This is a genomic window from Rhodopseudomonas sp. RCAM05734 (genome assembly GCF_052658035.1).
In genome coordinates, this window is record NZ_CP199742.1 from 6,173,255 (window position 1) to 6,192,945 (window position 19,691).

A 19,691-nucleotide genomic window follows, 5' to 3' on the forward strand; every position below is an offset into this window, starting at 1 on the left:
CTAGGATCGATGCGTTGCCACAGCTCTGGGAGACCGCCGTGCCTGACTCTGCAGCGATGACGACGAAGGACGGCCGCTTCGGCTATCAGGCGGCCGGCGATGCATCATTGCCGCCCCTGGTTTTCCTGCACGGCATCGGCGGCGCGGGGCGCGGCTGGTGCAGCCAGATCGAGGCCTTCGGCGACCGCTATCACGCCATCGGCTGGGACATGCCCGGCTATGGCGGCTCCGCACCGTTGCCCACCGCCGCCAACATGCCGACGCTCGCCGACGCCCTGCGCGATTTCCTGCAGCAGGTCGGCGCCGTCAAACCGGTGCTGGTCGGGCATTCGATCGGCGGCATGATCGTCCAGCAGTTCCTGGTGACATATCCCGACCTCGCCGGCGCCGTCGTGCTGGCGCAGACCACGTCGGCCTTCGGCAGCTCCGACGGCGAATGGCAGAAGAATTTCCTCGACGCCCGGCTCGGTCCGCTCGACCGCGGCGAGACCATGGTGTCGATGGCCCCGACGCTGGTGCAGGGCCTGATCGGCGACGACGCCGATCCTGCGGGCATTGCGCTGGCCCGCGACTGCATGGCCTCGGTCAAGCCCGAAACCTATCGCTCCTCGATGAAGGCGATGATCGGCTTCGACCTGCGCAAGAACCTCGCCGACATCGAGGTGCCGACGCTGCTGCTGGCGGGCTCGAAGGACAACAACGCACCGGCTAAGACGATGGCGAAGATGGCCGGTGTCGTGAAAGGTTCGACCTATGTCGAGCTCGAAGGCGTCGGCCATCTCGCCAGTTTCGAGCGGCCCCATGAATTCAACGAAGTGCTCGCCGATTTCCTGTCCACCAGCCACAACCTTTCGGGGTCATCCTCATGAACATGCCTGCTGCAAAACTCGACCTCGACGGCATCGTGCTCGACCGACCGATGTTCGATCCCAAGGCCTACCGGCTCGATGACGAGCAGGCCGGATTGATTGCCAGGGCACGCGAACTGGCGCAATCGCGCTTTGCGGGCCGCGCCGACAAGTGGGATCGCGAAGCCACGTTCCCGATGGAGAACTACAAGGACCTGCACAAGGCCGGACTGCTCGGCATCTCGATTCCGAAGGCCAATGGCGGTTCGGGCGCCGGCTACCAGACCTATTCGCTGGCCGCGGCCGAAATCGGCCGCTATTGCGGCGCCACCGCGCTGACCTGGAACATGCACGTCTGCTCGACCCTGTGGTCCGGACCGCTGGCCGACGATCTCGACATGGATGCCGAGACGCGCGCCGCGCATGAGGCGCGCCGCGCCATCCACTACAAACGCATCGTCGATGACGGCGCGATCTATTCGCAGCCGTTCTCGGAGGGCGGCGCAGCGGCCGCGGGCGGCGTCGCCTTCGGCACCGAAGCGAGGCCCGTCGAAGGCGGCTGGATCGTCAACGGCAAGAAGATCTTTGCGTCGCTGGCCGGCTTTGCCGATTACTACGGCGTGCTGTGCACCGAGACCGTCGAGGGCGAAAAGGCCTCGCGCCGCAACACCCTCTATCTCGCGCTGCCGGCGACGTCCACCGGCATCACCGTCGTCGGCGACTGGGATCCGCTGGGTATGCGCGGCACCGTGTCGCGTACGCTGATCTTCAAGGACGTTTTCGTGCCGCACGATGCGGCGCTGATGCCACGCGGCGTCTACTTCCAGGCCGCGATGCGCTGGCCGCACATGTTCCTGACGCTGTCGCCGACCTATGTCGGCCTCGCCCAGGCCGCCTATGACTTCACCATCCGATATCTGCGCGGTGAGGTGCCGGGCATGCCGCCGGTGAAGCGCCGGATGTATCCGACCAAGCAGATCGCGGTGGCGCAGATGCAGATCAAGCTGGAGCAGATCAAGTCGATCTGGTTCCAGGCGGTCACCGAGGCCTGCGCCAATCCGACCAAGGAGCAGGTACTGCGCGCCTACGCCGCGCAGTATTCGGTGATGGAAGGCGCCAACGAGCTCGCGGCATTGGCGATCCGCACCTGCGGCGGCCAGTCGATGCTGAAGACGCTGCCGCTGGAGCGCATCTATCGCGACAGCCGCTGCGGCGCGCTGATGCTGCCCTGGACCGCCGAACTCTGCCTCGACCGTATCGGCCGCGAGGCATTGTATGAGCAGGGCGAAAAGGACGAGTAAGCTCAGTCATCGTCATCCTGAGGCGCTCGCCGACTTCGGCGAGCCGCGAAGGAGGCGGCGGCAGGCGACGGCGCTTGCAGCGCATCCTTCGAGGCCGTCGCAAGAGCGACGGCACCTCAGGATGACGGCGGAGGTTGCTGCGGCGTAATCGAGATCAACTCCAACCCGGATACACCACCTTGGATCTCTCGCATCTCATCGCCCGCAACGCGGCGTTTTCGCCGGACAAGCCCGCGATTCATTTCGAGGGTGCCACGCTCAGCTATGCCGCCTTCAACACGCGGATCGAGGCGACCGCGAAAGCCCTGAAGTCCGAATGCGGCGTCGGCCGCGGCGACCGCGTCGCTATCCTCAGCCTCAACCGGCCGGACTATCTGGTGCTGCTCTATGCCTGCGCCCGGCTCGGCGCGCTGCTGGTGCCGCTGAACTGGCGGCTGGCAGTGGCTGAGCAATTGTTCATTATCTCCGATGCCTCGGTGAAGGTGCTGGTGCTCGAACAGGCCTTTGCGGCCGTGCTGCCCCCGCTCGCGGCGGAGCTGCCCGACACCCGCGTGGTCGCACTCGACTTCGCCCCGCCGGCGCCCGGCCAGAGCCTTGACGCGCTGCTGGCGTGCGGCTCCGGCGACGGCCGCAACCCGCACACCGACCTCACCTGCCCGCTGCTGATCGTCTATACTTCCGGCACCACCGGCCGCCCCAAGGGCGCCGTGCTGCGCCAGGAGGCGCTGCTGTGGAATGGCGTCATGAGCCAGCACATGCATGGCCTGACCTCCGACGATCACGTGCTGACGGTGCTGCCGTTCTTCCATGTCGGCGGGCTCAACATCCAGACCACGCCGGCGCTGCATCATGGCGGCACCGTCACCATCCATGCGCGCTTCACGCCGGACGCGACGCTGGCAGCGATCGCCGAGGCCCGGCCGACGCTGACCGTGTGGGTGCCGGCGATCATCCAGGCGATGACCGACCATCCGGCGTGGGCCGCAGCCGACGTCACCTGCCTCAAGGCCGTCTCGACCGGCTCGCAGATCGTGCCGCCGCACCTGATCGCCCGCCTGCCCGCGCGCGGCATTCCGGTGCTGCAGGTCTATGGCTCCACCGAGACCTGCCCGATCTCCATCTACACGAGGCTTGGTGGCGATTTGACGCGAACCGGCTCCACCGGACTGCCAGGCCTGTGCTGCGAAGCCGCCATCGTCGACGACGCCGGCACCGAACTGCCGCCGGGCAGTGCCGGCGAGATCGCCATCCGCGGCCCCAATGTGTTCTTCGAATACTGGGGCAACGAGGCGGCAACGTCGGAAGCGCTGCATGACGGCTGGTACCGCACCGGCGACATCGGCACGCGCGATGCCGACGGCTATTTCTGGGTCCATGACCGCAAGAAGAACATGATCATCTCCGGCGGCGAGAACATCTATCCCGCCGAGATCGAGCGGGTGCTGCTGGAGCATCCCGATGTCATGGAGGTCGGCGTGGTCGGTCATCCCGATCCGAAATGGCAGGAGGTGCCGGTGGCCTATGTGCTGCTGCGCCCCGGTTGCGGCATCACCGCCGAGCTGCTCAAGGCCCATGTGCTGGGCCAGCTCGCCCGCTTCAAGGTGCCGCGCGACATCGTCTTCGTCACCGACCTGCCGCGCACCGCGCTCGGCAAGGTGCAGCATTTCAAGTTGAAGCAAGCCACGGACGCTTCGAAGTGATGCCGCCCATTCATCCCCTCATGGCGAGGAGGCGCCTCTCGGCGCCGTCTCGAACCATGGGCCGCAACCGACGTAATCACCCCACGCATCCTTCGAGACGCGCGCAAGTGCGCTCCTTCAGCCGAAACGCAATTGCGTTCCGGCGGGGATGAGGACGGGGTGTGAGATGATGACAACAAAGAAGGTCAGCGAATGAAAATAGCAGTTCTGGGCGGCGGCAACGGCTCGTTCGCTGCCGCCGGCGATTTCGCCCTTGAGGGCCACGAGGTCCGGCTGTGGCGTCGTGACGCCGCGGCCGTGGCAGCGCATCGGGATGCCGGTTCGCGCATCACCGTCAGGAACGCCAACGGCACCCACGACGTGCCGCTGGCGCTGGTGACATCAGACATCGCCGACGCGATCCGCGGCGTCGAGCTGATCCTCTGCCCGGCGCCGGCCTTCGCCCAGCACGACATCGCACGCCTGCTGGCGCCGCATCTCGCCGACGGCCAGGTGGTGTTCCTGCCGCCGGCGACCTTCGGCTCGATGATCTTTGCGCAGGCCGCCCACGAGGCCGGCAACCGCGCCGACGTCTCATTCGCGGAAACCGGCACGCTGCCGTGGCTGGCGCGCAAGCACGGCCCGTTCGAGGTCGCCATCACCATCCGTGCCAAGCGGCTGCCCACCGGCGTCTTCCCGCTGAGGAATGCCGCCCACGCCATCGCGGTGATCGACAAGGCATTCCCGGGCGTGGTCGAACCGTGCGGCGACGCGCTGTCCGGCGCGCTGATGAATGCCGGGCCGATCATCCATCCGCCGCTGATCGTGATGAACGCCGGCGCGCTGGAGCATTTCGAACGCTGGGACATCCACAAGGAAGGCACCCAGCCGGCGATCCGCCGCGTCACCGATGCGCTCGACGCCGAGCGCATCGCAGTGCGCGAAGCCTTCGGCTATGGCGGCGCGCATTTTCCGCTGGCGCATCACTACGCCAGCGAGGGCGAGGAATGGATGTACGGCCGCGGCTCCCATGACCGGCTCACCGATAGCGGCGACTGGCGCGAACACATCGTGCTGACCGAGCACCGCTACATGCGCGAGGATCTGCGCCTCGGCCTGTCCTTCATCGTCTCCTGCGGCCGACTGGTCGGCGCCGATACGCCGCTGGCGGAAGCCTTCCTGGCCATCGGCGGCGCCATCTGCGGTCAGAACTTCCTGACCGACGGCCGGACCCTGAAGAGCCTCGGCCTCGGCAACCTCGATCGCGAGGCATTGCTCGCCCTGCTGCGCGACGGATTCGCCGCATGACCGCATTTTCCGAAATCGCCTGCCTCGGCGCCGGACGCATGGGCCGCGGCATTGCCGTCGCCTTCGCCTATGCCGGACACTGCGTCGCCATCGTCGACTTCAAGGCGCGCGCCGCTGACAAGTTCGCGGCGCTGGAAGCCGAAGCGCTGGGTGAGATCAAGAAGACCTTCGCGTCGATGGCGCTGTTCGGCCTGCTCAAGCCTGATGACATCGATACGCTGATGACCCGCGTTCGCATCGTGCCGGAAGCCGAAGCAGGCGCCGCGCTGTCCGCTGCCGCCATCATCTTCGAAGGCGTCCCCGAGGTGCTCGACCTCAAGCGCGAGGCGCTGGCGCGCTGCTCCCAACTCGCCGGCCCCACGCCGATCATCGCCTCGACCACCTCGACCATCCTGGTCGACGATATCTCCGGTGCGGTCGAACATCCGGAGCGCTTCCTCAACGCGCACTGGCTCAACCCCGCCTATCTGGTGCCTCTGGTCGAACTGTCGCCGGGCGTCGCCACCGACCCCGCCGTCACCGCCCGCGTGAAAGCCCTGCTCGAAGGCATCGGCAAGGTGCCTGTGGTCTGCGCCGCCACGCCCGGCTATATCGTGCCGCGCATCCAGGTGCTGGCCATGAACGAGGCCGCGCGCATGGTCGAGGAAGGCGTCGCCTCTGCCGAAGACATCGACAAGGCCATCAAATACGGCTTCGGCTTTCGCTTTGCCGTGCTCGGTCTCCTGGAGTTCATCGACTGGGGCGGCGGCGATATTCTGCACTACGCCAGCAAGTATCTGACCGGCGCGCTCGGACATGACCGCTATGCCGCGCCGGAGATCATCGGCCGCAACATGGCCGAAGGAAAAGTCGGCCTGCGTACCGGCCAGGGCTTCCTCGACTACACCGGCATGGACGTCGACGCCTACCGCGAACAACGGCTGGCCGCGTTCGTGGACCTGCTGAAGCATTTTGGATTATCGAAGCCGCCGGTGCTTTGATCTTCACCTCTCCCCGCTTGCGGGGAGAGGTCGGAGCCTGGCGTCAGCGAGGCTCCCGGTGAGGGGGAGTTAGTAGTTGAAACTCCGGAGCCCCTCACCCGACTCGAACGCGCTTCGCGCCTTCGAGCCACCCTCTCCCCGCCTAGCGAAGCTTCGCTTCGCCGGGCGGGGCGAGGGAAGAAGCGACAGAGCTTACCCGAACACATCCTGCAGCACGCCGGCCTTGATCACCGCAACGCCGTCGAGTTCGATGGTGGTGCCGAACATCGGCAGGTCGAAATGCCCGGCGGTGTAGCGGCCGGCGAATTCGTTGGCGCCGGTGGAGAACAGGAAATTGCCGGCCACCGCGCGCAGTTCGGTACCATTGGTATCGCGCTGGTCGTACATGGTCAGCGCCTCGTAGCGCGCGCCGGGATTCATGCCCCAGCCCACATGCGACACCGCATAGGCTTCCTTGTCGCCCCACGCGGCCAGATAGCGCCGCATCATCTCGGCATCGGCGCCCTCGCCTTTGAGGTCGGTGACGTAGTCATCCTTCAGGGTGAGGCGGATCGGCGAGGTCAGATAGCGCTTGAAGGTCAGGTTGATATCCCCGGGCGCCATCACCAGCGTGCCGTTGATGGTGCCGCTCTTCGGGAAGCTCACCACGATGCCGCCCGGCCAGTGCGCCAGCGTGCCGGGCTTGTCGGTCCAGCCCCATACGCCGACCGTGGCCGCGCCCTCCATGTTGACGTCGAGATCGCTGCCCGCCGCCGAGGTCACTTTCATGTGCTTCGTGCCGCGCAGCATCTTCGCTGCCGCCCGCACGCGCTTCTCCAGCGCCGAGTCCGGCACCATGCGCTCCAGCGCTTCCGGATGTTCGTTGGAAATCACCAGGATGCGCGCTCCGGACTTCAGGATTTCCGGTGTTTCCTTGGCGTGCATCAGGCCTTCGATGGTGCAGTCCACCACGAAGCCGGCTTGCCGCAACGCCGACACCACCGGGCCGAGTTGCCCGATCGCCTCGGATGCGCCGGTGGAACGGATCGGCACCACCTGCGTATTGCGCGGCGTCGGCACGATGACATGGAACGGTTTTGCACCCATGCGCAGCAGGGCCAGCTCCGCCAAGCGGACATTCAGTGCGCGCGATTGCGTCTCGGAAAGGATGGCCGCGGTGTCGCCCGGCTTGACCGCGCAACGCGCAAAAATCTCGCAGAACGCGTCGATCCATTTTGCCTCGATGCGATCCGCCAGCATGCCGTTTCTCCGTATTTTAAAGCGATTATCGTTGGATGATAGGCGCGGCCATGTTACATGAAAAGGAATATTTTTAGCATTAAAGGAGCGTCCGGCGCGGCTTGCAAAAGCTCCCGGCCTCCCCTGTAGCGGGCGAATTCCATGACGGACGACAGGGTGGTCGCGGATGCTGCGCAAGGCGCGCTCAGCCCGGTATCGTTTCGCCAAGCGCTCGGCCAGTTTCCCACCGGCGTCACCGTCGTCACCGCAAGCCATGGCGGTCACCCGGTCGGCATGACGGCCAATTCGTTCTCCTCGGTGTCGCTCGATCCGCCGCTGGTGCTGTGGAGCGTGGCGAAATCGTCGCCGAGTCACGATCCGTTCGTGCAGGCCGATGCCTTTGCGGTGCATTTCCTCGGCGCCGATCACGGCGAGCTGGCATTGCGGTTCGGCAAGCGCGGCTCGGACAAGTTCGCCGGCGTCAAACATGAGCCCGGCATCACAGGCGCGCCGCTGATCGATGGCCTCGCGCCGATCTTCGAATGCAAGACCTGGGCACGCTATCCCGGCGGCGACCACACCATCCTGGTCGGCGAGGTCGTGCGCTTCGTCGAGCGCCAGCACGATCCGCTGGTGTTTCATTCCGGCGAGCTGCGTCGCATCGACAACACGCTCCGTCGGCCGCCGTCGCTGCCCAGCAACAGCTTTGCGCGCAACTACCTCGCTTATCTGTTGGCGCGGGCGAGCTTCATCGTCTCCAGCGAATTCCACGCCGAGTTGAAGAACTGGGACCTCACCGTCCCCGAGTGGCGCGTGCTGGCCTGCCTGATCGATGTCGAAGGCCTGTCGGTGGGCGAACTGGCGACGATGGCGCTGATGAAGCAGCCGGGCCTCACGAAAGTGCTCGACCGCATGGAGGCCGACGACCTCGTCCAGCGCAAGGGCACCGCCGACGACCGCCGGCGCGTCACCCTGCACCTCACCGCCAAAGGCCGCGCCCGCATCAAGCCCGCGCTCGCCGCGGCCGTGAAACACGAGACCGAACTGCTCAGCCAATTCACCGACGAGCAGCGCGCGACCATCAAATATGCGCTGGATCTGTTGATCGACACCGGCGTGTCAGGCCGGCACAAGCAGCATCCGTAGCGCCGTTTCACCTACGGTCACGAACGCCTGTCGATCGCATCGGCCCCGGTTCGCCCAAAAGCGAGCCGAGGCGACCTAACCTAATCCTCGCTCAATTTCTTTTGCCAGGCCTCAGGCACCGCGCCGCGCACCGGCTTCCCCTGATCGTCCTTTCCCGTCACGCCAACGTCAAAAATCGTCGTTGATGCGTTCGCACCATTCAAAAAGTAGGCGGTGCGCGCGCTGTTGTCGATCCTGGCATTGAACGGGTCCGGCACGCCCTTGTACTGGATGCCGACGAAGTAAGGAAAGCTGGCCGACGACAGACGGGCTTTGTCACGGACCTTTCCGGAAAAGGTCGCGACGTAATGATAGATGCTCGTGCCGTGTTCCGGCACTAAACTGTCGATGCCGTTGTAGAAGTCGAGGTCGCCATAGCCAGCGACGAATTCGTAATCCTCGGCGAAGGCGCCGATTTTGGCCTTGAAATAGAACTTGTCCTTGTCGGCGGCCTGATAGCTCGCAGGAAGGATCGCCTCGTCGATGTCCGGTCCCCACAGATCGGAGCTCTTCAGGAGGTAGTTCTTCGTGGCCACCTTCGATCCACCAGGAAGGGAGACGGGGCTTTCCCAATAGACATACCCTTGCGGGTCGCGCTTGAGACCGACCGAACCGGCCAGCAGCTTGATCTCGCCGGAGAGCCGCTCGTCCTTGCCCTCATACACGACAGGCCCGTCCGTCTTGCCATCGGCATACAACAGGTCCGACTTCGGCTTCTTGAACAGATTCAGCAGGGTCGTGCCGGTCGCATTGCTGTTGTCCCAGCCCACCACGGCCCACGCCGGAACCGAACTGCGATGATTGCTTCCCCGCATCGACGTCGTCGTCCAGGTCCGCTTGAGGTAGCTACTTTTCAGCGTCTTCAGCCCCGACGAGACGTCCTTCGAGGAATAGCCGAGCGGTCCGTAGATCGGATAGCTGTCGATCACAAACCCAACCAGCTTCGAATGCGCCAGGCGACCAGAAAAATACGGGTCCTTCAGCTCGTTCAACAGCCGGATTGACATCTGGTGGTTGTGGAAGATGCCACGGCTCTTCGGAAACTGCGGAAGATTGCTCGGTGTCGCATGCGAAATATCGGAATTGACGATCAGGGCTTCGGCGACATTGGCATCGTATGACCAGACACCCTTGTTGGCATAGGCGAAGGTGTCCGTATAATTGAACATGCTCACGCCATTGACGAAAATCCCGATCGCCCCCTTGTCGGCGAAGTCGTGCGTGGGCCGGGTATCGACGGTGGGCGCGGTCGCGACCCGGAAGATGCCGTAGGTATCGCCGGGCTTGAAGCTGGCGAACACCTTGGGCGTCTCGATGAGATACCCCGGCAGACCGCTGACATAGATGAGTGCAGCCGTCCGATCGGTATTGGTCTGCACGGCGAGCACGTTGGTCGGGATTCTCGACACGACCTTGGTCCATTCGGGCGTGTCGCTGAATCCGTAGCATGGCTTCTGCTTGTCGCGGTTGACCAGGAGCTGCGACGCGACGGTCTTCCAGACGGTCGTGCCCTGCAACACACGGAAACTTTCAATCTCGTTGAACGGTGCCGTCAAAGCTGCCCGCGACTTCGAAGACAGCGGGCCGGCGGTCGGACACGTGCGGTAGGAGCCGATCGAAGTGGACACCTGCTCGTGCGCAAGTGCCCCAACGGACCCGGCCAGACTGGCGGAGCCGAGCGCGAGCGCACAGACGGCTGCGAGGCATCTTACGCGGCTTGCCCGTCGACGCGCTTCAAATGGCATGTTCAACCTTCAAAATGAAAAAACAATCGTACTTCTATGGAACCGGAACGGTTGCGGAATCGTAAAAGACCGACCGTGGATCGTGTGCCCGCTATCAAGGCGATCGCCCGACCGTGCTCCAAGCGGTCGCGTCATTTGGGCTCCCATCACCTCTTGCCAAGAGGGCGCCCGACAGACACGATTATGTGCAGCCGTTCACGTTTCAAATCACCGCGCATTACGCGCGACAACCTGTTATATTCCACGCAACTGGCCGTGGGCTGCCAGCCGGGAATTGATCTGCCATGCCGAACGACTTCTTCTCCGACCTTCTCGCTTCGATCTCGGAACGCGGCCGCACCCTGCTGCGGCTCGGCCCTGCCTCGATCGATCCGCAGAATGCCTCCGACCTGATCGAGCTGTGCGGCGAATTATTGTCAGGGCGCGGCGAAGCGTCAGGCACGGTGATCGCACGCGGCGTGCTCGATCGCTATCACAGCCTCGATGCCGCCGGCCGGCTCGGATTCTTCGAAGCCCTCGCCCATCATTACGGCCCCGACCGCGACAAGCTCGATAGAGCCATCGCGGCGTGGCAAGCAACGCCCGACGATATGGACCCGGGCGATCTGCATTTCGCCTCCGAGCCGCAGCGGCAGGAGCTGTTTCGCCGGCTGAACCGTGCGCCCGGCGCCACCAGCGAATTGGTGGCGATGCGCGCCGATCTGCTCGACCTCAAAGACAGCCAGAAGGATCTCGGCGCCGTCGACCGCGATCTCGTCCATCTCCTGGCATCCTGGTTCAACAGGGGGTTTCTCGTGCTGCGCAGGATCGATTGGTCGACGCCGGCCATTATTCTCGAAAAGGTGATCAAGTACGAGGCAGTGCACGAAATCCACGACTGGGCCGACCTTCGCCGCCGCATCGATCCCGCCGACCGCCGCTGCTACGCATTCTTCCATCCCGCCCTGGTCGACGAGCCGCTGATCTTCGTCGAGGTCGCGCTGACCGAGACCATTCCCGGCGCCATCGCGCCGCTTTTGGCCGAGGACCGCGAGCCGGTCGCCGTCGCGCGCGCGCGAACGGCGGTGTTCTATTCGATCTCCAACTGCCAGCGTGGCCTCGCCGGCATTTCCTTCGGCAACTTTCTGATCAAGCAGGTGGTCGAGGAACTGCGTCGCGAACTGCCGAAGCTGGAAAACTTCGTTACCCTGTCGCCGGTGCCCGGCTTCATGAAATGGCTGAAGCGTGCGCCCGACCTGCCGGTCACCGAGGAAGAGCGCGCATTGCTGGTCCACCTCGATACGCGGGAGTGGATCGAGGACGCGCCGCTCGCCGCGCAACTGCGCACAGTGATCGAGCCGCTGGCCGCGCACTACTTCCTGAAGGCCAAGATGCCGCGCGGCGCGCCGGTGGATTCCGTGGCCCGCTTCCATCTCGGCAACGGCGCGCGGCTGGAGCGCGTCGACTGGCTCGGCGACGTCTCCGACAAGGGCCTGCGCGAATCCGCCGGGCTGATGGTCAACTATCTCTATCGCCTCGACGATATCGAGAAGAACCACGAGGCCTATGCCGACCATTACGAGATCGCTGCGTCCAGCGCGGTGAAGAAGATGCTGAAGACCGAAGGCGGCCGACGGCTGCTTGATATGCGGCTGGGATAGTAGTGTTCTCATCCTTCGAGACGCATCGCTACGCGATGCTCCTCAGGATGAGGGTCACACCTCCGAAAATCCCCTGAGCAGATACGTCCGCAGGCCGTGAAGCAGGCCGTTCAGGATCAGCCCGAGCATCGAGATGGTGATCAGCGGCACGAACATGTCGACGGTCTGGAAGGTGCGCGCCGCCTGCACCAGCATATGGCCGAGGCCATCCGTCGAGGTGATCATCTCGGCCAGAAATACCACGATGCAGGAGATGACGAGGCCGATGCGGCAGCCGGTGAGGATCGAGGGCATCGCCGCCGGCAGCACGACCTTGAACAGGATCTGCCAACGCGACGTGCCCGCGGCCATCGCCGACCAGATCAGCTTCTGCTCGACCATCGAGGCGCCGTAATAGGTCGACAGCAGGATCGGGAACAGCGCATCGGCCGTCACCAGCGTGATCTTGGACGCATGGCCGAAACCGAGGATCAGCAGCAGCGCCGGATACAGCGCGACCTTCGGGATCGGCGCCAGCACGCGCACCAGCGGCTTGACCACTGCATTAATTGCCGGGCTGACCGCGGCGGCAAGGCCGATGGAGACGCCGAGCACCACGGCGATGCCGAAGCCGGCGAACAGCCGGAACAAGGTGGCGGCGATCCCGTGCAAGAAATCGCTGGTCAGCAACTGCTGGCCGAGCCGCAGGAACACCGAGCCCGGCGCCGGCAGCAAGGTCACCGGCGCATAGCCGAACGACACCAGCGACTGCCACAGCGCAAGGAACAGCACGATCGGCGTGACGCCCAGCAGCGCCTTGTTGATGCCCGCGCTCATGTGAAGCTCAACGGCATGTCGTGGCGCGGCTGCGACCATTTCACCAACGCAAAGCGCAGCTTCTCGAAGGCGGCATCGAGAATGATGCCCATGGCGCCAATCACGATGATCATCGCGAATACGGTGTCGTACTGCGCCATGTCGAGGGCGTTGAACAGGATGTTGCCGGCACCGGACTGCCGCGCGATCATCTCGGAGGTCACCATGGTGATCAGCGCCAGCACCAGCCCGGTGCGGCAGCCGGTGAGGATTTCCGGCAGCGCCGCCGGCAGCACGATGCGGAACATGCGCTGCGCCGCGGACAGGCCCATGGCCGCGCCGGACCACAGCATTTTCTCTTCGACGGCTTTGCCGCCCTGGAAGGAGTGATAGATGATCGGCAGGCTGACGCCGAGAAAGATCACCAAGATCTTGGAGAATTCGCCGACGCCCATCCACAGCATAATGATCGGCATCAGCGCGGCTTTCGGCACCGGATAGACGATCATCAGCAGCGGATTGAAGAACGACGCCACGCTCTTCAGGCGACCCATCAGGAGCCCCAGCGGAATCGAGAACAGCACCGCGAGACTGAAGCCGATGGCCATGCGGCGCAATGAGGCGCCGATGTTCACCAGCGATTCCTTGTCGCCGAGAATCGACGGCACCGCGCGCAGGGATTCCCAGGCTGTCGGGAAGCTCTCGGTCTCAAGCCTCATCGAGGCCACCTGCCAGAGGCACAGCAGGCCGATGCAGGCCAGCAGCGGCGCGGACTTCGCGAGCAGCGCGCGCGGCGTGATCATGCGTGCAACCCGTCGTCGCCGGTGTCGTCGATCATCTTCTCGATGTCGACGACGTATTTCTGATAGCGCGGGTCGAGCAGCAGTTCGGCGCGCTTGCGAGGACGCGGCAGGTCGATGTCGACGACCACCTTGATGCGGCCTGGCGAGCGCGTCATCACCACCACCTTGTCGGACAGGAAGACGGCTTCCTCGACCGAGTGGGTGACGAACAGCACGGTCTTGCGGTCGCGCTCCCAGATGTTGAGCAGGTCGTTCTGCAAGCGCGTGCGGGTATGCGCATCGAGCGCACCGAACGGCTCGTCCATCAGCAGCACTTCGGGATGATAGGCAAGCGTGCGCGCGATGGCCACGCGCTGCTTCATGCCGCCGGAAAGTTCTTTCGGATAAAAGTTCTCGTAGCCCTTGAGGCCGACCATTTCGAGCAGGCGGCGGCTCTGCGTCTCGGCTTCGGCGCGCTTCACGCCCTGCTGGCACAGCCCGTACATCACATTGCCGAGCACGTTCTTCCAGGGAAACAGCGCGAATTCCTGAAACACCGGACCGCGATCGGGACCAGGTCCGGTGATCGCCTTGCCCTTGACGCGGGCGACGCCTTCGGAGGGCTGCACGAAGCCGCCGACGATGTAGAGCAAGGTCGACTTGCCGCAGCCCGATGGCCCGAGGATGGAAACGAAGGCGCCGTCCTCGATGCTGAGGTTGATGTCCGACAGCGCCAGATGGCTTTGCCGGCCGGAGGTCTGGAAGGTCTGCGAGACGTGATCGATGTCGATCATCGCCGGCGCCGCGGCGCGACCGACCAACGGATCCGACCCGGCCTGAACATCCGAACGCAGCGTCACCACCTTCATTCCCGGTCCTTCATTGGTCATGAACGCATTGCAACCATGACGGCTCGGGCGAGTCCATCCCGTCTGCCGCCGCAGCATAGCGGGAAACCGCCATTGCTTTAAGCTTCAAATTTATGCGGGAGCCGCCTTTTTGCTAGCCAACGGTCGCTTCTGTCGTTCCGGGCTCGCGACCGGCTCACGCCGTCGCGCCCCGGACTGACAGTTTGGCCGCTCAGGCCTCGTCGCGGAAATATGGCTCCACCGGGCCGCTGAGCTTGATCATCAGCGGATTGCCGTAGCGGTCCTTGGCGGCGCCGGCGGGAACGCGGACCCAGCCTTCGCTGACGCAATATTCCTCGACATTGGTGCGCTCGACGCCCTTGAAACGAATGCCCACATCGCGCTGCAGTACCTCGGCGTTGTAGAACGGGCTGCGCGGATCGGTGGAGAGGCGGTCGGGCAATTCGACGGTAACGGCTTCGTTGTTCTCGGTCATAGCAGCGCCTCGATTTCTTCTTTTAGCGATTCAGGTTTGGTGGTCGGCGCATAACGCGCGATCACCTTGCCGGAACGGTCGACCAGGAATTTGGTGAAATTCCACTTGATCGCCGCGCCCAGCAATCCCGGCTTTTCAGATTTCAGGAAATTATACAATGGATGCGCGTTGCCGCCATTCACCTCGATTTTATCGAACATGGGAAAGGTAACGCCGTAGGTGCCGGCGCAGAACTCCCCGATCGCGCTCGCTTCGCCCGGCTCCTGGCCGCCGAACTGGTTGCACGGGAAGCCCAGCACCGAAAAGCCGCGCGGCGCAAGGCTTTCCTGCAGCGCCTGGAGGCCGCGATATTGCGGCGTGAACCCGCAGGCGCTGGCGGTGTTGACGATCAAGAGCACCCTGCCCTCATAGGCCCTGAGCGAGACGTCCTGACCGGCCAGGCTGCGGGCCGAAAAATCGTAGATGCTCGCCATCGCCGCGCTCCTGTCGCTCACGCCAGGACCGGATCGGCCACCGACACGGCAGGTCCACCCGCCTCGATCGCCTCGCCGGCCGCGAGGCAGAGATCCTCGCGGTAGCGGCCGGCCACCACCTGCACGCCGACCGGCACGGGCCCGACCATGCCGGTGGACACCGCCAGCGCCGGCAGGCCCATGAAGGGAATGCCGATCTGCGGCATCTGCGCCCGCCACACCCGCTCGAACGCCGCGTCGCCCTGCAGGTCGAGCCCGTCGGGGAACGGCAACTCGCCGGACACCGGCATCAGCACCACCGCATAGGTCTGCAGGAACAGTTCCCAGTCGCGCACGAAGGTGGAGCGGCGCACCAGCGCCCGCGACAACCCGCCATTCTCGAAACCCTCCAGCTTGCGCTTCTGGCCGCGCAGGCAGGCGATCGCGCCGGGATCGCCCTCGCGCTCGGCAGCATCGACCATGCCCTGGTAGCCGTCGCCGAACCAGATCTGGGTCTGCAGGTCGGCGGCCTCGCGCAGCGCCGGCGTATTGCCGACCTCCTCGACGATCCAGCCGGCCGCCTGCAGCCGCTGGCCGGCGTCGCGCACGGCGGCTTCGACCTCGGCTGATATTTCGAGTCCGTCGGGCCGCAGGCACAGGGCCGCGCGCTTGTCGCGTGCGGGGCCGACAAGCGGCGCCGGCACCCACCAGGGATCGCGCACGTCCGGCTGCGCCATCGCCGCCAGGCCGAGCCTGACATCGTTGATGGTGCGCGCCAGCGGCCCGGACACCGCGGTGATCTGCCCGGAGATGATGCGCTCCGGCAGCGCGGCGTTGTAGGCGGCGATGCGGCCGAGCGTCGGCCGCAAGCCATGCACGCCGCAGGCATAGGCGGGATAGCGGATCGAACCGGCGATGTCGGTGCCGTGGGCGATATGCCCGATGCCGGCGGCAACCGCGGCACCTGCGCCACCGGACGAACCGCCCGGCGTCAGCGAGGGATCGCGCGGATTTTTGGTATCGCCGTAAATCTGGTTGGTGGTGAACCAGCGATAGGAGAAGGCCGGGCAATTGGTGCGGCCGAGGATCACCGCGCCGGCCTTGTGCAGATTGTCGATCACCGGACTGTTGGCGGTCGGCAGGATGCCGCGCTGGATGTTGACGCCATTGGTGGTGGCGTAGCCGGCATAATCGATATTGACCTTCACGGTCACCGGCACGCCGCCGAGCGGCCCGACATCGTCGCCACGCGCGATCGCCGCGTCGATCGCCTCGGCCCGCGCCATCACCTCGTCCGGGCGATGCTCGACCACGGCGTTGATCGCCGGATTGACCGCGTCGAGCCGCGCCAGGCCCGCGATCGTCGCTTCCTTTGCCGAGACCTTGCGGTTGCGAATCAGCGCGGCCAGGTCGGTGGCCGACAGACGCCAGAGATCGTTCATGCAGTGCTCCTTGCTCGATGGGTTGTTATCGCAGCCGGGGCGAGAAGGCCAATCGGCCAAGCTCCCGCATTCTCGCGGCGCATGATGCGTCCGAGGTATGAGCAGTCCTCCCCTCGGGACATGAGGGGAGCGGGGCGCCGGCAGGCGCGGTTGTGGTGGTTGGGACGCGAGCCGCATTACTGCGGATCGCGGCGCCTGCGGGCGCGCCACCGCGGGGTTTATGGCTGAGGGACCGTTCTTCCGGGACAGTTTTCAGCGGGCTTTCCCCGCCTTGTCACTGTCCACGTCCAGCCGACACAGAGCGGCAGAGCCCCCGTAGTAGGGCCCGGACGGTGACCTCCAGCCTCCCGGGGTGTGCTTGCGAGGCACACGCGCGGGACACCGCATCCTGCTCCACCCTCAAGACGCCTCATGACAGCGCCCCTCGTTGAGCAGGACGAGAAACTAATAGTCCTAAATAGGATTTATATCAAGAGATTTTTTGAGTGGGTAGCCGCCACCAGACGCGATGTCATCGCCCGGCCTGGCGCAATTGCGCGCCAGGACCGGGCGCCCCAGTCAACACAGGTGCGTGAGCTTGGATCGCTGGCGCCTGTGTTTACTGGGTCCCCGCTTTCGCGGGGACGACAGACTGAGCGCGGACGAAGTGGCGACGTCTACTTCACCCTTGCCAGAAAATACGCGAGATCATCGATCTGCACCTCAGAGACCGACTGCATCACGTCGGCCATGGTGGCATCGTAGCCGTGGCGGCTGTTGTCCTTGTAGGCGCGCAGCGTTTTGTTGAGATAGTCCTCGCGCTGATTGGCGATGCGCGGAATGTTGTCGCGGCCGGCAAAGTCGGCGTTGTGGCAGGAGTCGCAGTGAAACTGCACGGTCAGTGCTTTCGCGCGCTGCATCCGTGCCGGCTCGCCGGCCTCGGCCGGCGGCTGCGGCTTCGGCAGCGTGGCAATGAAATCCGAGAACAACCGCAGGTCGTCGTCGGTGAGCGCCTTGGCCATGTCGTTCATGGGATCGGCAAGGCGCAGCCGTTCGCGAAACATATAGAGCTGGATCAGCGTGTAGGCCGGCTGCTGCGCGCCGAGCGAGGGGATGTTTTCGGTTGGCGACGTGCCGCTGTCGCCGTGGCAGGCGAGGCACGGCGCGGCACGTTCGGCGATGGTTGCGGCGTGGAGGGACGATGTTGAGATGAAGGACAGGACGAACGCAAATAGCAGACGCATCGATTGAACTTTCGGCTGGCCAAGCGGGTGCACCGGCGGTGCGCTCCCTCTCCCCGCAGGCGGGGAGAGGTGAAGGAGCCCTACTGCCCCGCCACCTTCGGCTTGCCGTAGGTGATGCGATAGATCGCGCCGTTCCAGTCGTCGGACACCAGCAGCGAGCCGTCCTTCAGCGGCAGCACGTCGACCGGACGGCCGAGATAGTTGTTGTTGTCGAGGAAGCCGGTGAGGAACGGCTCGACGGATTTTACCGTGCCGTCCTTGTTCAGCTTCGCCACGACCACGTCGCCGCCGAGCTTCTGCGACTTGTTCCAGGAGCCGTGGCGCGCGATGAAGATCGCGTTCTTGTAGGCGGCGGGAAACATCTTGCCGGTGTAGAATCGCATGCCGAGCGCCGCGGTGTGGGCACCGAGCAGCGCCACCGGCGCGGTGTAGTCGGCGCAGGACTTGCCCCAGCCGAATTCCGGATCGAGGATATTGCCCTGCAGGCAATAGGGCGCGCCGAAATTCTCGCCGTCCTTGCTGTCGCGATTGAGTTCGTCCTCCGGCACGGTTTCCGACACCCAGTCGCGACCGTTATCGGTGAAGTACATCTGCTTGGTTTCGGGATTCCAGTCGAAGCCGACGCTGTTGCGCATGCCGCGCACCACCACTTCGGCGCCGGAGCCGTCGAGGTTGATGCGGCGGATCTGGCCGTGGGCGTCGTCATGCAGCACGTTGTTGCCGGGCTGGCCGACCGGGACATAGAGCTTGTTGTCCGGGCCGATGCCGATGAACTTCCAGCCATGGGCCTCGTCCTTCGGCAGGTCGTCGTAGATCACGCTCGGCTTCGGCGGATTCTCGAGGACGTCCTCGACCTTGTCGATCTTCGAGATCTTCGACAGTTCGGCAATGTACAGCGTGCCGTCCTTGAAGGCGAGACCGTTAGGCCGGTACAGGCCCGAGGCCAGCACCTTGACCGACCGTTTGCCGTCCTTGTTGATGACCGCATAGACCTTGTCGACGAGCCGGGAGCCCACGAACACTGTGCCCTTATCGCCTTCACGCAGGGTGCGCGCATTGGCCATGCCGGCGGCGTAGACCTCGATATTGAAGCCCGGCGGCAGCTTCAGTTTGGCGGTGGGCAGCTTGTCGGCGGCGGAGGCAATCGGCGGCGGCGCCACCGGCGCCAGTTTTGCGGCGGCCGGGCTGTCGGCGGGACGGCCGATCAACGGCGATCCCGGCGGCAGCGCCGCGGGCGCGGCTGGCACATTGGCCGGCTGCTGCGCCGCGGCGCCGAGCGCAAACAGGCTGATGAAGGCGCTGGCAAGCAGAGCCAGACGCGCGGTCGCGTGAATTGACATCGGTTCCTCCCATCAAGGTGCCCATTGCTTGAGACGGCACGCATGCCGACCCCGGGGGCGGAGGGACTTTCCGATATTCCGACGCCGACGCACAGCCGAAAAATATATTGCGGCGCGGTGCGCCCGCAGCGCCGCGGCATGACGTCAGTGGCGCGTCTGCTGCGGAAGATCCAGCAGGGCTTCGCTGAATGGAAACTCAAGCACGATCTCGCCGTGCTCATCGGTCACCTCCAGCGCGGCACTCAAAAGCTTGGCGTCGGTGGCCTCGGTCTGCAGCAACTCCCGGATCATGGCGCGCGCGACCTTCCAGGCCTGATCGGGATCGCGCAACAATTCGCCTTCGGTGTCGGGGACCAGATCGTCGCCGAGACGGGTATTGAAGAAATAACGGGGCATGGGCACGGGACTT

18 protein-coding genes are annotated in these 19,691 nt (G+C 64.9%); 7 read left to right on the top strand and 11 right to left on the bottom strand.

The genetic code is table 11. From position 1 onward, the window contains the following. Positions 1-38: 38 nt before the first annotated feature. The 5 genes from ACUXVA_RS29235 to ACUXVA_RS29255 all read left to right on the top strand — a co-directional run bounded on the left by ACUXVA_RS29235 (position 39) and on the right by ACUXVA_RS29255 (position 6,116). Positions 39-869: an alpha/beta fold hydrolase gene (locus ACUXVA_RS29235; protein ID WP_265082413.1), complete on the top strand. Its 831-nt coding sequence runs from the start codon at positions 39-41 to the stop codon at positions 867-869. Next, entirely contained in the window at positions 866-2,149 is a 1,284-nt protein-coding gene (locus ACUXVA_RS29240) for an acyl-CoA dehydrogenase family protein (protein WP_265082412.1), read from the top strand. Before ACUXVA_RS29235 ends, ACUXVA_RS29240 begins: the two co-directional genes overlap by 4 nt. 179 nt (positions 2,150-2,328) lie before the next feature. After that, positions 2,329-3,849, top strand: coding sequence for a class I adenylate-forming enzyme family protein (locus tag ACUXVA_RS29245; protein WP_445489730.1), 1,521 nt, complete (start codon positions 2,329-2,331; stop codon positions 3,847-3,849). A gap of 192 nt (positions 3,850-4,041) precedes the next feature. Next, complete coding sequence (locus tag ACUXVA_RS29250; protein ID WP_265082410.1) at positions 4,042-5,136, top strand: NAD/NADP-dependent octopine/nopaline dehydrogenase family protein; 1,095 nt, start codon at positions 4,042-4,044, stop codon at positions 5,134-5,136. Next, positions 5,133-6,116, top strand: a complete 984-nt coding sequence (locus ACUXVA_RS29255) for a 3-hydroxybutyryl-CoA dehydrogenase (protein WP_265082409.1) — start codon at positions 5,133-5,135, stop codon at positions 6,114-6,116. Before ACUXVA_RS29250 ends, ACUXVA_RS29255 begins: the two co-directional genes overlap by 4 nt. 192 nt (positions 6,117-6,308) lie before the next feature. Here ACUXVA_RS29255 and ACUXVA_RS29260 read toward each other — a convergent pair whose 3' ends face one another. Continuing rightward, positions 6,309-7,355 carry a peptidase M29 gene (locus ACUXVA_RS29260; RefSeq protein WP_445489732.1) on the bottom strand — a complete coding sequence of 349 codons (1,047 nt, stop codon included), beginning with the start codon at positions 7,353-7,355 and terminating at the stop codon, positions 6,309-6,311. A gap of 141 nt (positions 7,356-7,496) precedes the next feature. On the opposite strand from ACUXVA_RS29260, the gene ACUXVA_RS29265 reads away from it, so the two are divergent. After that, positions 7,497-8,480, top strand: a complete 984-nt coding sequence (locus tag ACUXVA_RS29265; protein WP_265082407.1) for a flavin reductase — start codon at positions 7,497-7,499, stop codon at positions 8,478-8,480. Between the two features lie 80 nt (positions 8,481-8,560). On the opposite strand, the gene ACUXVA_RS29270 is transcribed toward ACUXVA_RS29265, so the two are convergent. After that, positions 8,561-10,264, bottom strand: a complete 1,704-nt coding sequence (locus tag ACUXVA_RS29270; RefSeq protein ID WP_445489734.1) for a YHYH protein — start codon at positions 10,262-10,264, stop codon at positions 8,561-8,563. A gap of 284 nt (positions 10,265-10,548) precedes the next feature. Here ACUXVA_RS29270 and ACUXVA_RS29275 point away from each other — a divergent pair, with 284 nt between their 5' ends. Next, positions 10,549-11,904, top strand: a complete 1,356-nt coding sequence (locus tag ACUXVA_RS29275) for a malonyl-CoA decarboxylase (RefSeq protein WP_445489736.1) — start codon at positions 10,549-10,551, stop codon at positions 11,902-11,904. A 54-nt stretch (positions 11,905-11,958) separates the two neighbouring features. On the opposite strand, the gene ACUXVA_RS29280 is transcribed toward ACUXVA_RS29275, so the two are convergent. From ACUXVA_RS29280 to ACUXVA_RS29320, 9 genes are all read right to left on the bottom strand, one after another. Beyond that, positions 11,959-12,720, bottom strand: coding sequence for an ABC transporter permease (locus ACUXVA_RS29280; protein WP_445489738.1), 762 nt, complete (start codon positions 12,718-12,720; stop codon positions 11,959-11,961). After that, the gene (locus ACUXVA_RS29285; protein WP_265082403.1) at positions 12,717-13,502 is read right to left on the bottom strand and encodes an ABC transporter permease; all 786 of its coding nucleotides are present in this window, start codon (positions 13,500-13,502) and stop codon (positions 12,717-12,719) included. Before ACUXVA_RS29285 ends, ACUXVA_RS29280 begins: the two co-directional genes overlap by 4 nt. Further along, complete coding sequence (locus tag ACUXVA_RS29290; RefSeq protein ID WP_445493368.1) at positions 13,499-14,350, bottom strand: ABC transporter ATP-binding protein; 852 nt, start codon at positions 14,348-14,350, stop codon at positions 13,499-13,501. The genes ACUXVA_RS29285 and ACUXVA_RS29290 overlap by 4 nt, the downstream gene beginning before the upstream one ends. Positions 14,351-14,561: 211 nt before the next feature. Next, on the bottom strand, positions 14,562-14,825 hold the full coding sequence (locus ACUXVA_RS29295; RefSeq protein ID WP_265082402.1) for a DUF3297 family protein: 264 nt from the start codon (positions 14,823-14,825) through the stop codon (positions 14,562-14,564). Continuing rightward, entirely contained in the window at positions 14,822-15,298 is a 477-nt protein-coding gene (locus tag ACUXVA_RS29300) for a glutathione peroxidase (protein ID WP_265082401.1), read from the bottom strand. Before ACUXVA_RS29300 ends, ACUXVA_RS29295 begins: the two co-directional genes overlap by 4 nt. A gap of 17 nt (positions 15,299-15,315) precedes the next feature. After that, positions 15,316-16,719 carry an amidase family protein gene (locus ACUXVA_RS29305; RefSeq protein WP_265082400.1) on the bottom strand — a complete coding sequence of 468 codons (1,404 nt, stop codon included), beginning with the start codon at positions 16,717-16,719 and terminating at the stop codon, positions 15,316-15,318. Positions 16,720-17,375: 656 nt separating this feature from the next. After that, the gene (locus ACUXVA_RS29310) at positions 17,376-17,942 is read right to left on the bottom strand and encodes a c-type cytochrome (RefSeq protein ID WP_265082399.1); all 567 of its coding nucleotides are present in this window, start codon (positions 17,940-17,942) and stop codon (positions 17,376-17,378) included. Between the two features lie 80 nt (positions 17,943-18,022). Then, a complete protein-coding gene (locus ACUXVA_RS29315; RefSeq protein WP_445489742.1) occupies positions 18,023-19,282 on the bottom strand; it encodes a PQQ-dependent sugar dehydrogenase in 1,260 nt (419 codons plus the stop codon). A 144-nt stretch (positions 19,283-19,426) separates the two neighbouring features. Next, positions 19,427-19,678, bottom strand: a complete 252-nt coding sequence (locus ACUXVA_RS29320) for a DUF6894 family protein (protein WP_265083607.1) — start codon at positions 19,676-19,678, stop codon at positions 19,427-19,429. Positions 19,679-19,691 lie beyond the last annotated feature (13 nt).

Coding starts and splice junctions, on each gene's coding strand:
- ACUXVA_RS29280 (WP_445489738.1), bottom strand. CDS start 12,720: ATGAGCGCGGGCATCAACAAGGCGCTGCTGGGCGTCACGCCGATCGTG.
- ACUXVA_RS29250 (WP_265082410.1), top strand. CDS start 4,042: ATGAAAATAGCAGTTCTGGGCGGCGGCAACGGCTCGTTCGCTGCCGCC.
- ACUXVA_RS29265 (WP_265082407.1), top strand. CDS start 7,497: ATGACGGACGACAGGGTGGTCGCGGATGCTGCGCAAGGCGCGCTCAGC.
- ACUXVA_RS29310 (WP_265082399.1), bottom strand. CDS start 17,942: ATGCGTCTGCTATTTGCGTTCGTCCTGTCCTTCATCTCAACATCGTCC.
- ACUXVA_RS29315 (WP_445489742.1), bottom strand. CDS start 19,282: ATGTCAATTCACGCGACCGCGCGTCTGGCTCTGCTTGCCAGCGCCTTC.
- ACUXVA_RS29305 (WP_265082400.1), bottom strand. CDS start 16,719: ATGAACGATCTCTGGCGTCTGTCGGCCACCGACCTGGCCGCGCTGATT.
- ACUXVA_RS29260 (WP_445489732.1), bottom strand. CDS start 7,355: ATGCTGGCGGATCGCATCGAGGCAAAATGGATCGACGCGTTCTGCGAG.
- ACUXVA_RS29300 (WP_265082401.1), bottom strand. CDS start 15,298: ATGGCGAGCATCTACGATTTTTCGGCCCGCAGCCTGGCCGGTCAGGAC.
- ACUXVA_RS29320 (WP_265083607.1), bottom strand. CDS start 19,678: ATGCCCCGTTATTTCTTCAATACCCGTCTCGGCGACGATCTGGTCCCC.
- ACUXVA_RS29255 (WP_265082409.1), top strand. CDS start 5,133: ATGACCGCATTTTCCGAAATCGCCTGCCTCGGCGCCGGACGCATGGGC.
- ACUXVA_RS29290 (WP_445493368.1), bottom strand. CDS start 14,350: ATGAAGGTGGTGACGCTGCGTTCGGATGTTCAGGCCGGGTCGGATCCG.
- ACUXVA_RS29240 (WP_265082412.1), top strand. CDS start 866: ATGAACATGCCTGCTGCAAAACTCGACCTCGACGGCATCGTGCTCGAC.
- ACUXVA_RS29295 (WP_265082402.1), bottom strand. CDS start 14,825: ATGACCGAGAACAACGAAGCCGTTACCGTCGAATTGCCCGACCGCCTC.
- ACUXVA_RS29270 (WP_445489734.1), bottom strand. CDS start 10,264: ATGCCATTTGAAGCGCGTCGACGGGCAAGCCGCGTAAGATGCCTCGCA.
- ACUXVA_RS29275 (WP_445489736.1), top strand. CDS start 10,549: ATGCCGAACGACTTCTTCTCCGACCTTCTCGCTTCGATCTCGGAACGC.
- ACUXVA_RS29285 (WP_265082403.1), bottom strand. CDS start 13,502: ATGATCACGCCGCGCGCGCTGCTCGCGAAGTCCGCGCCGCTGCTGGCC.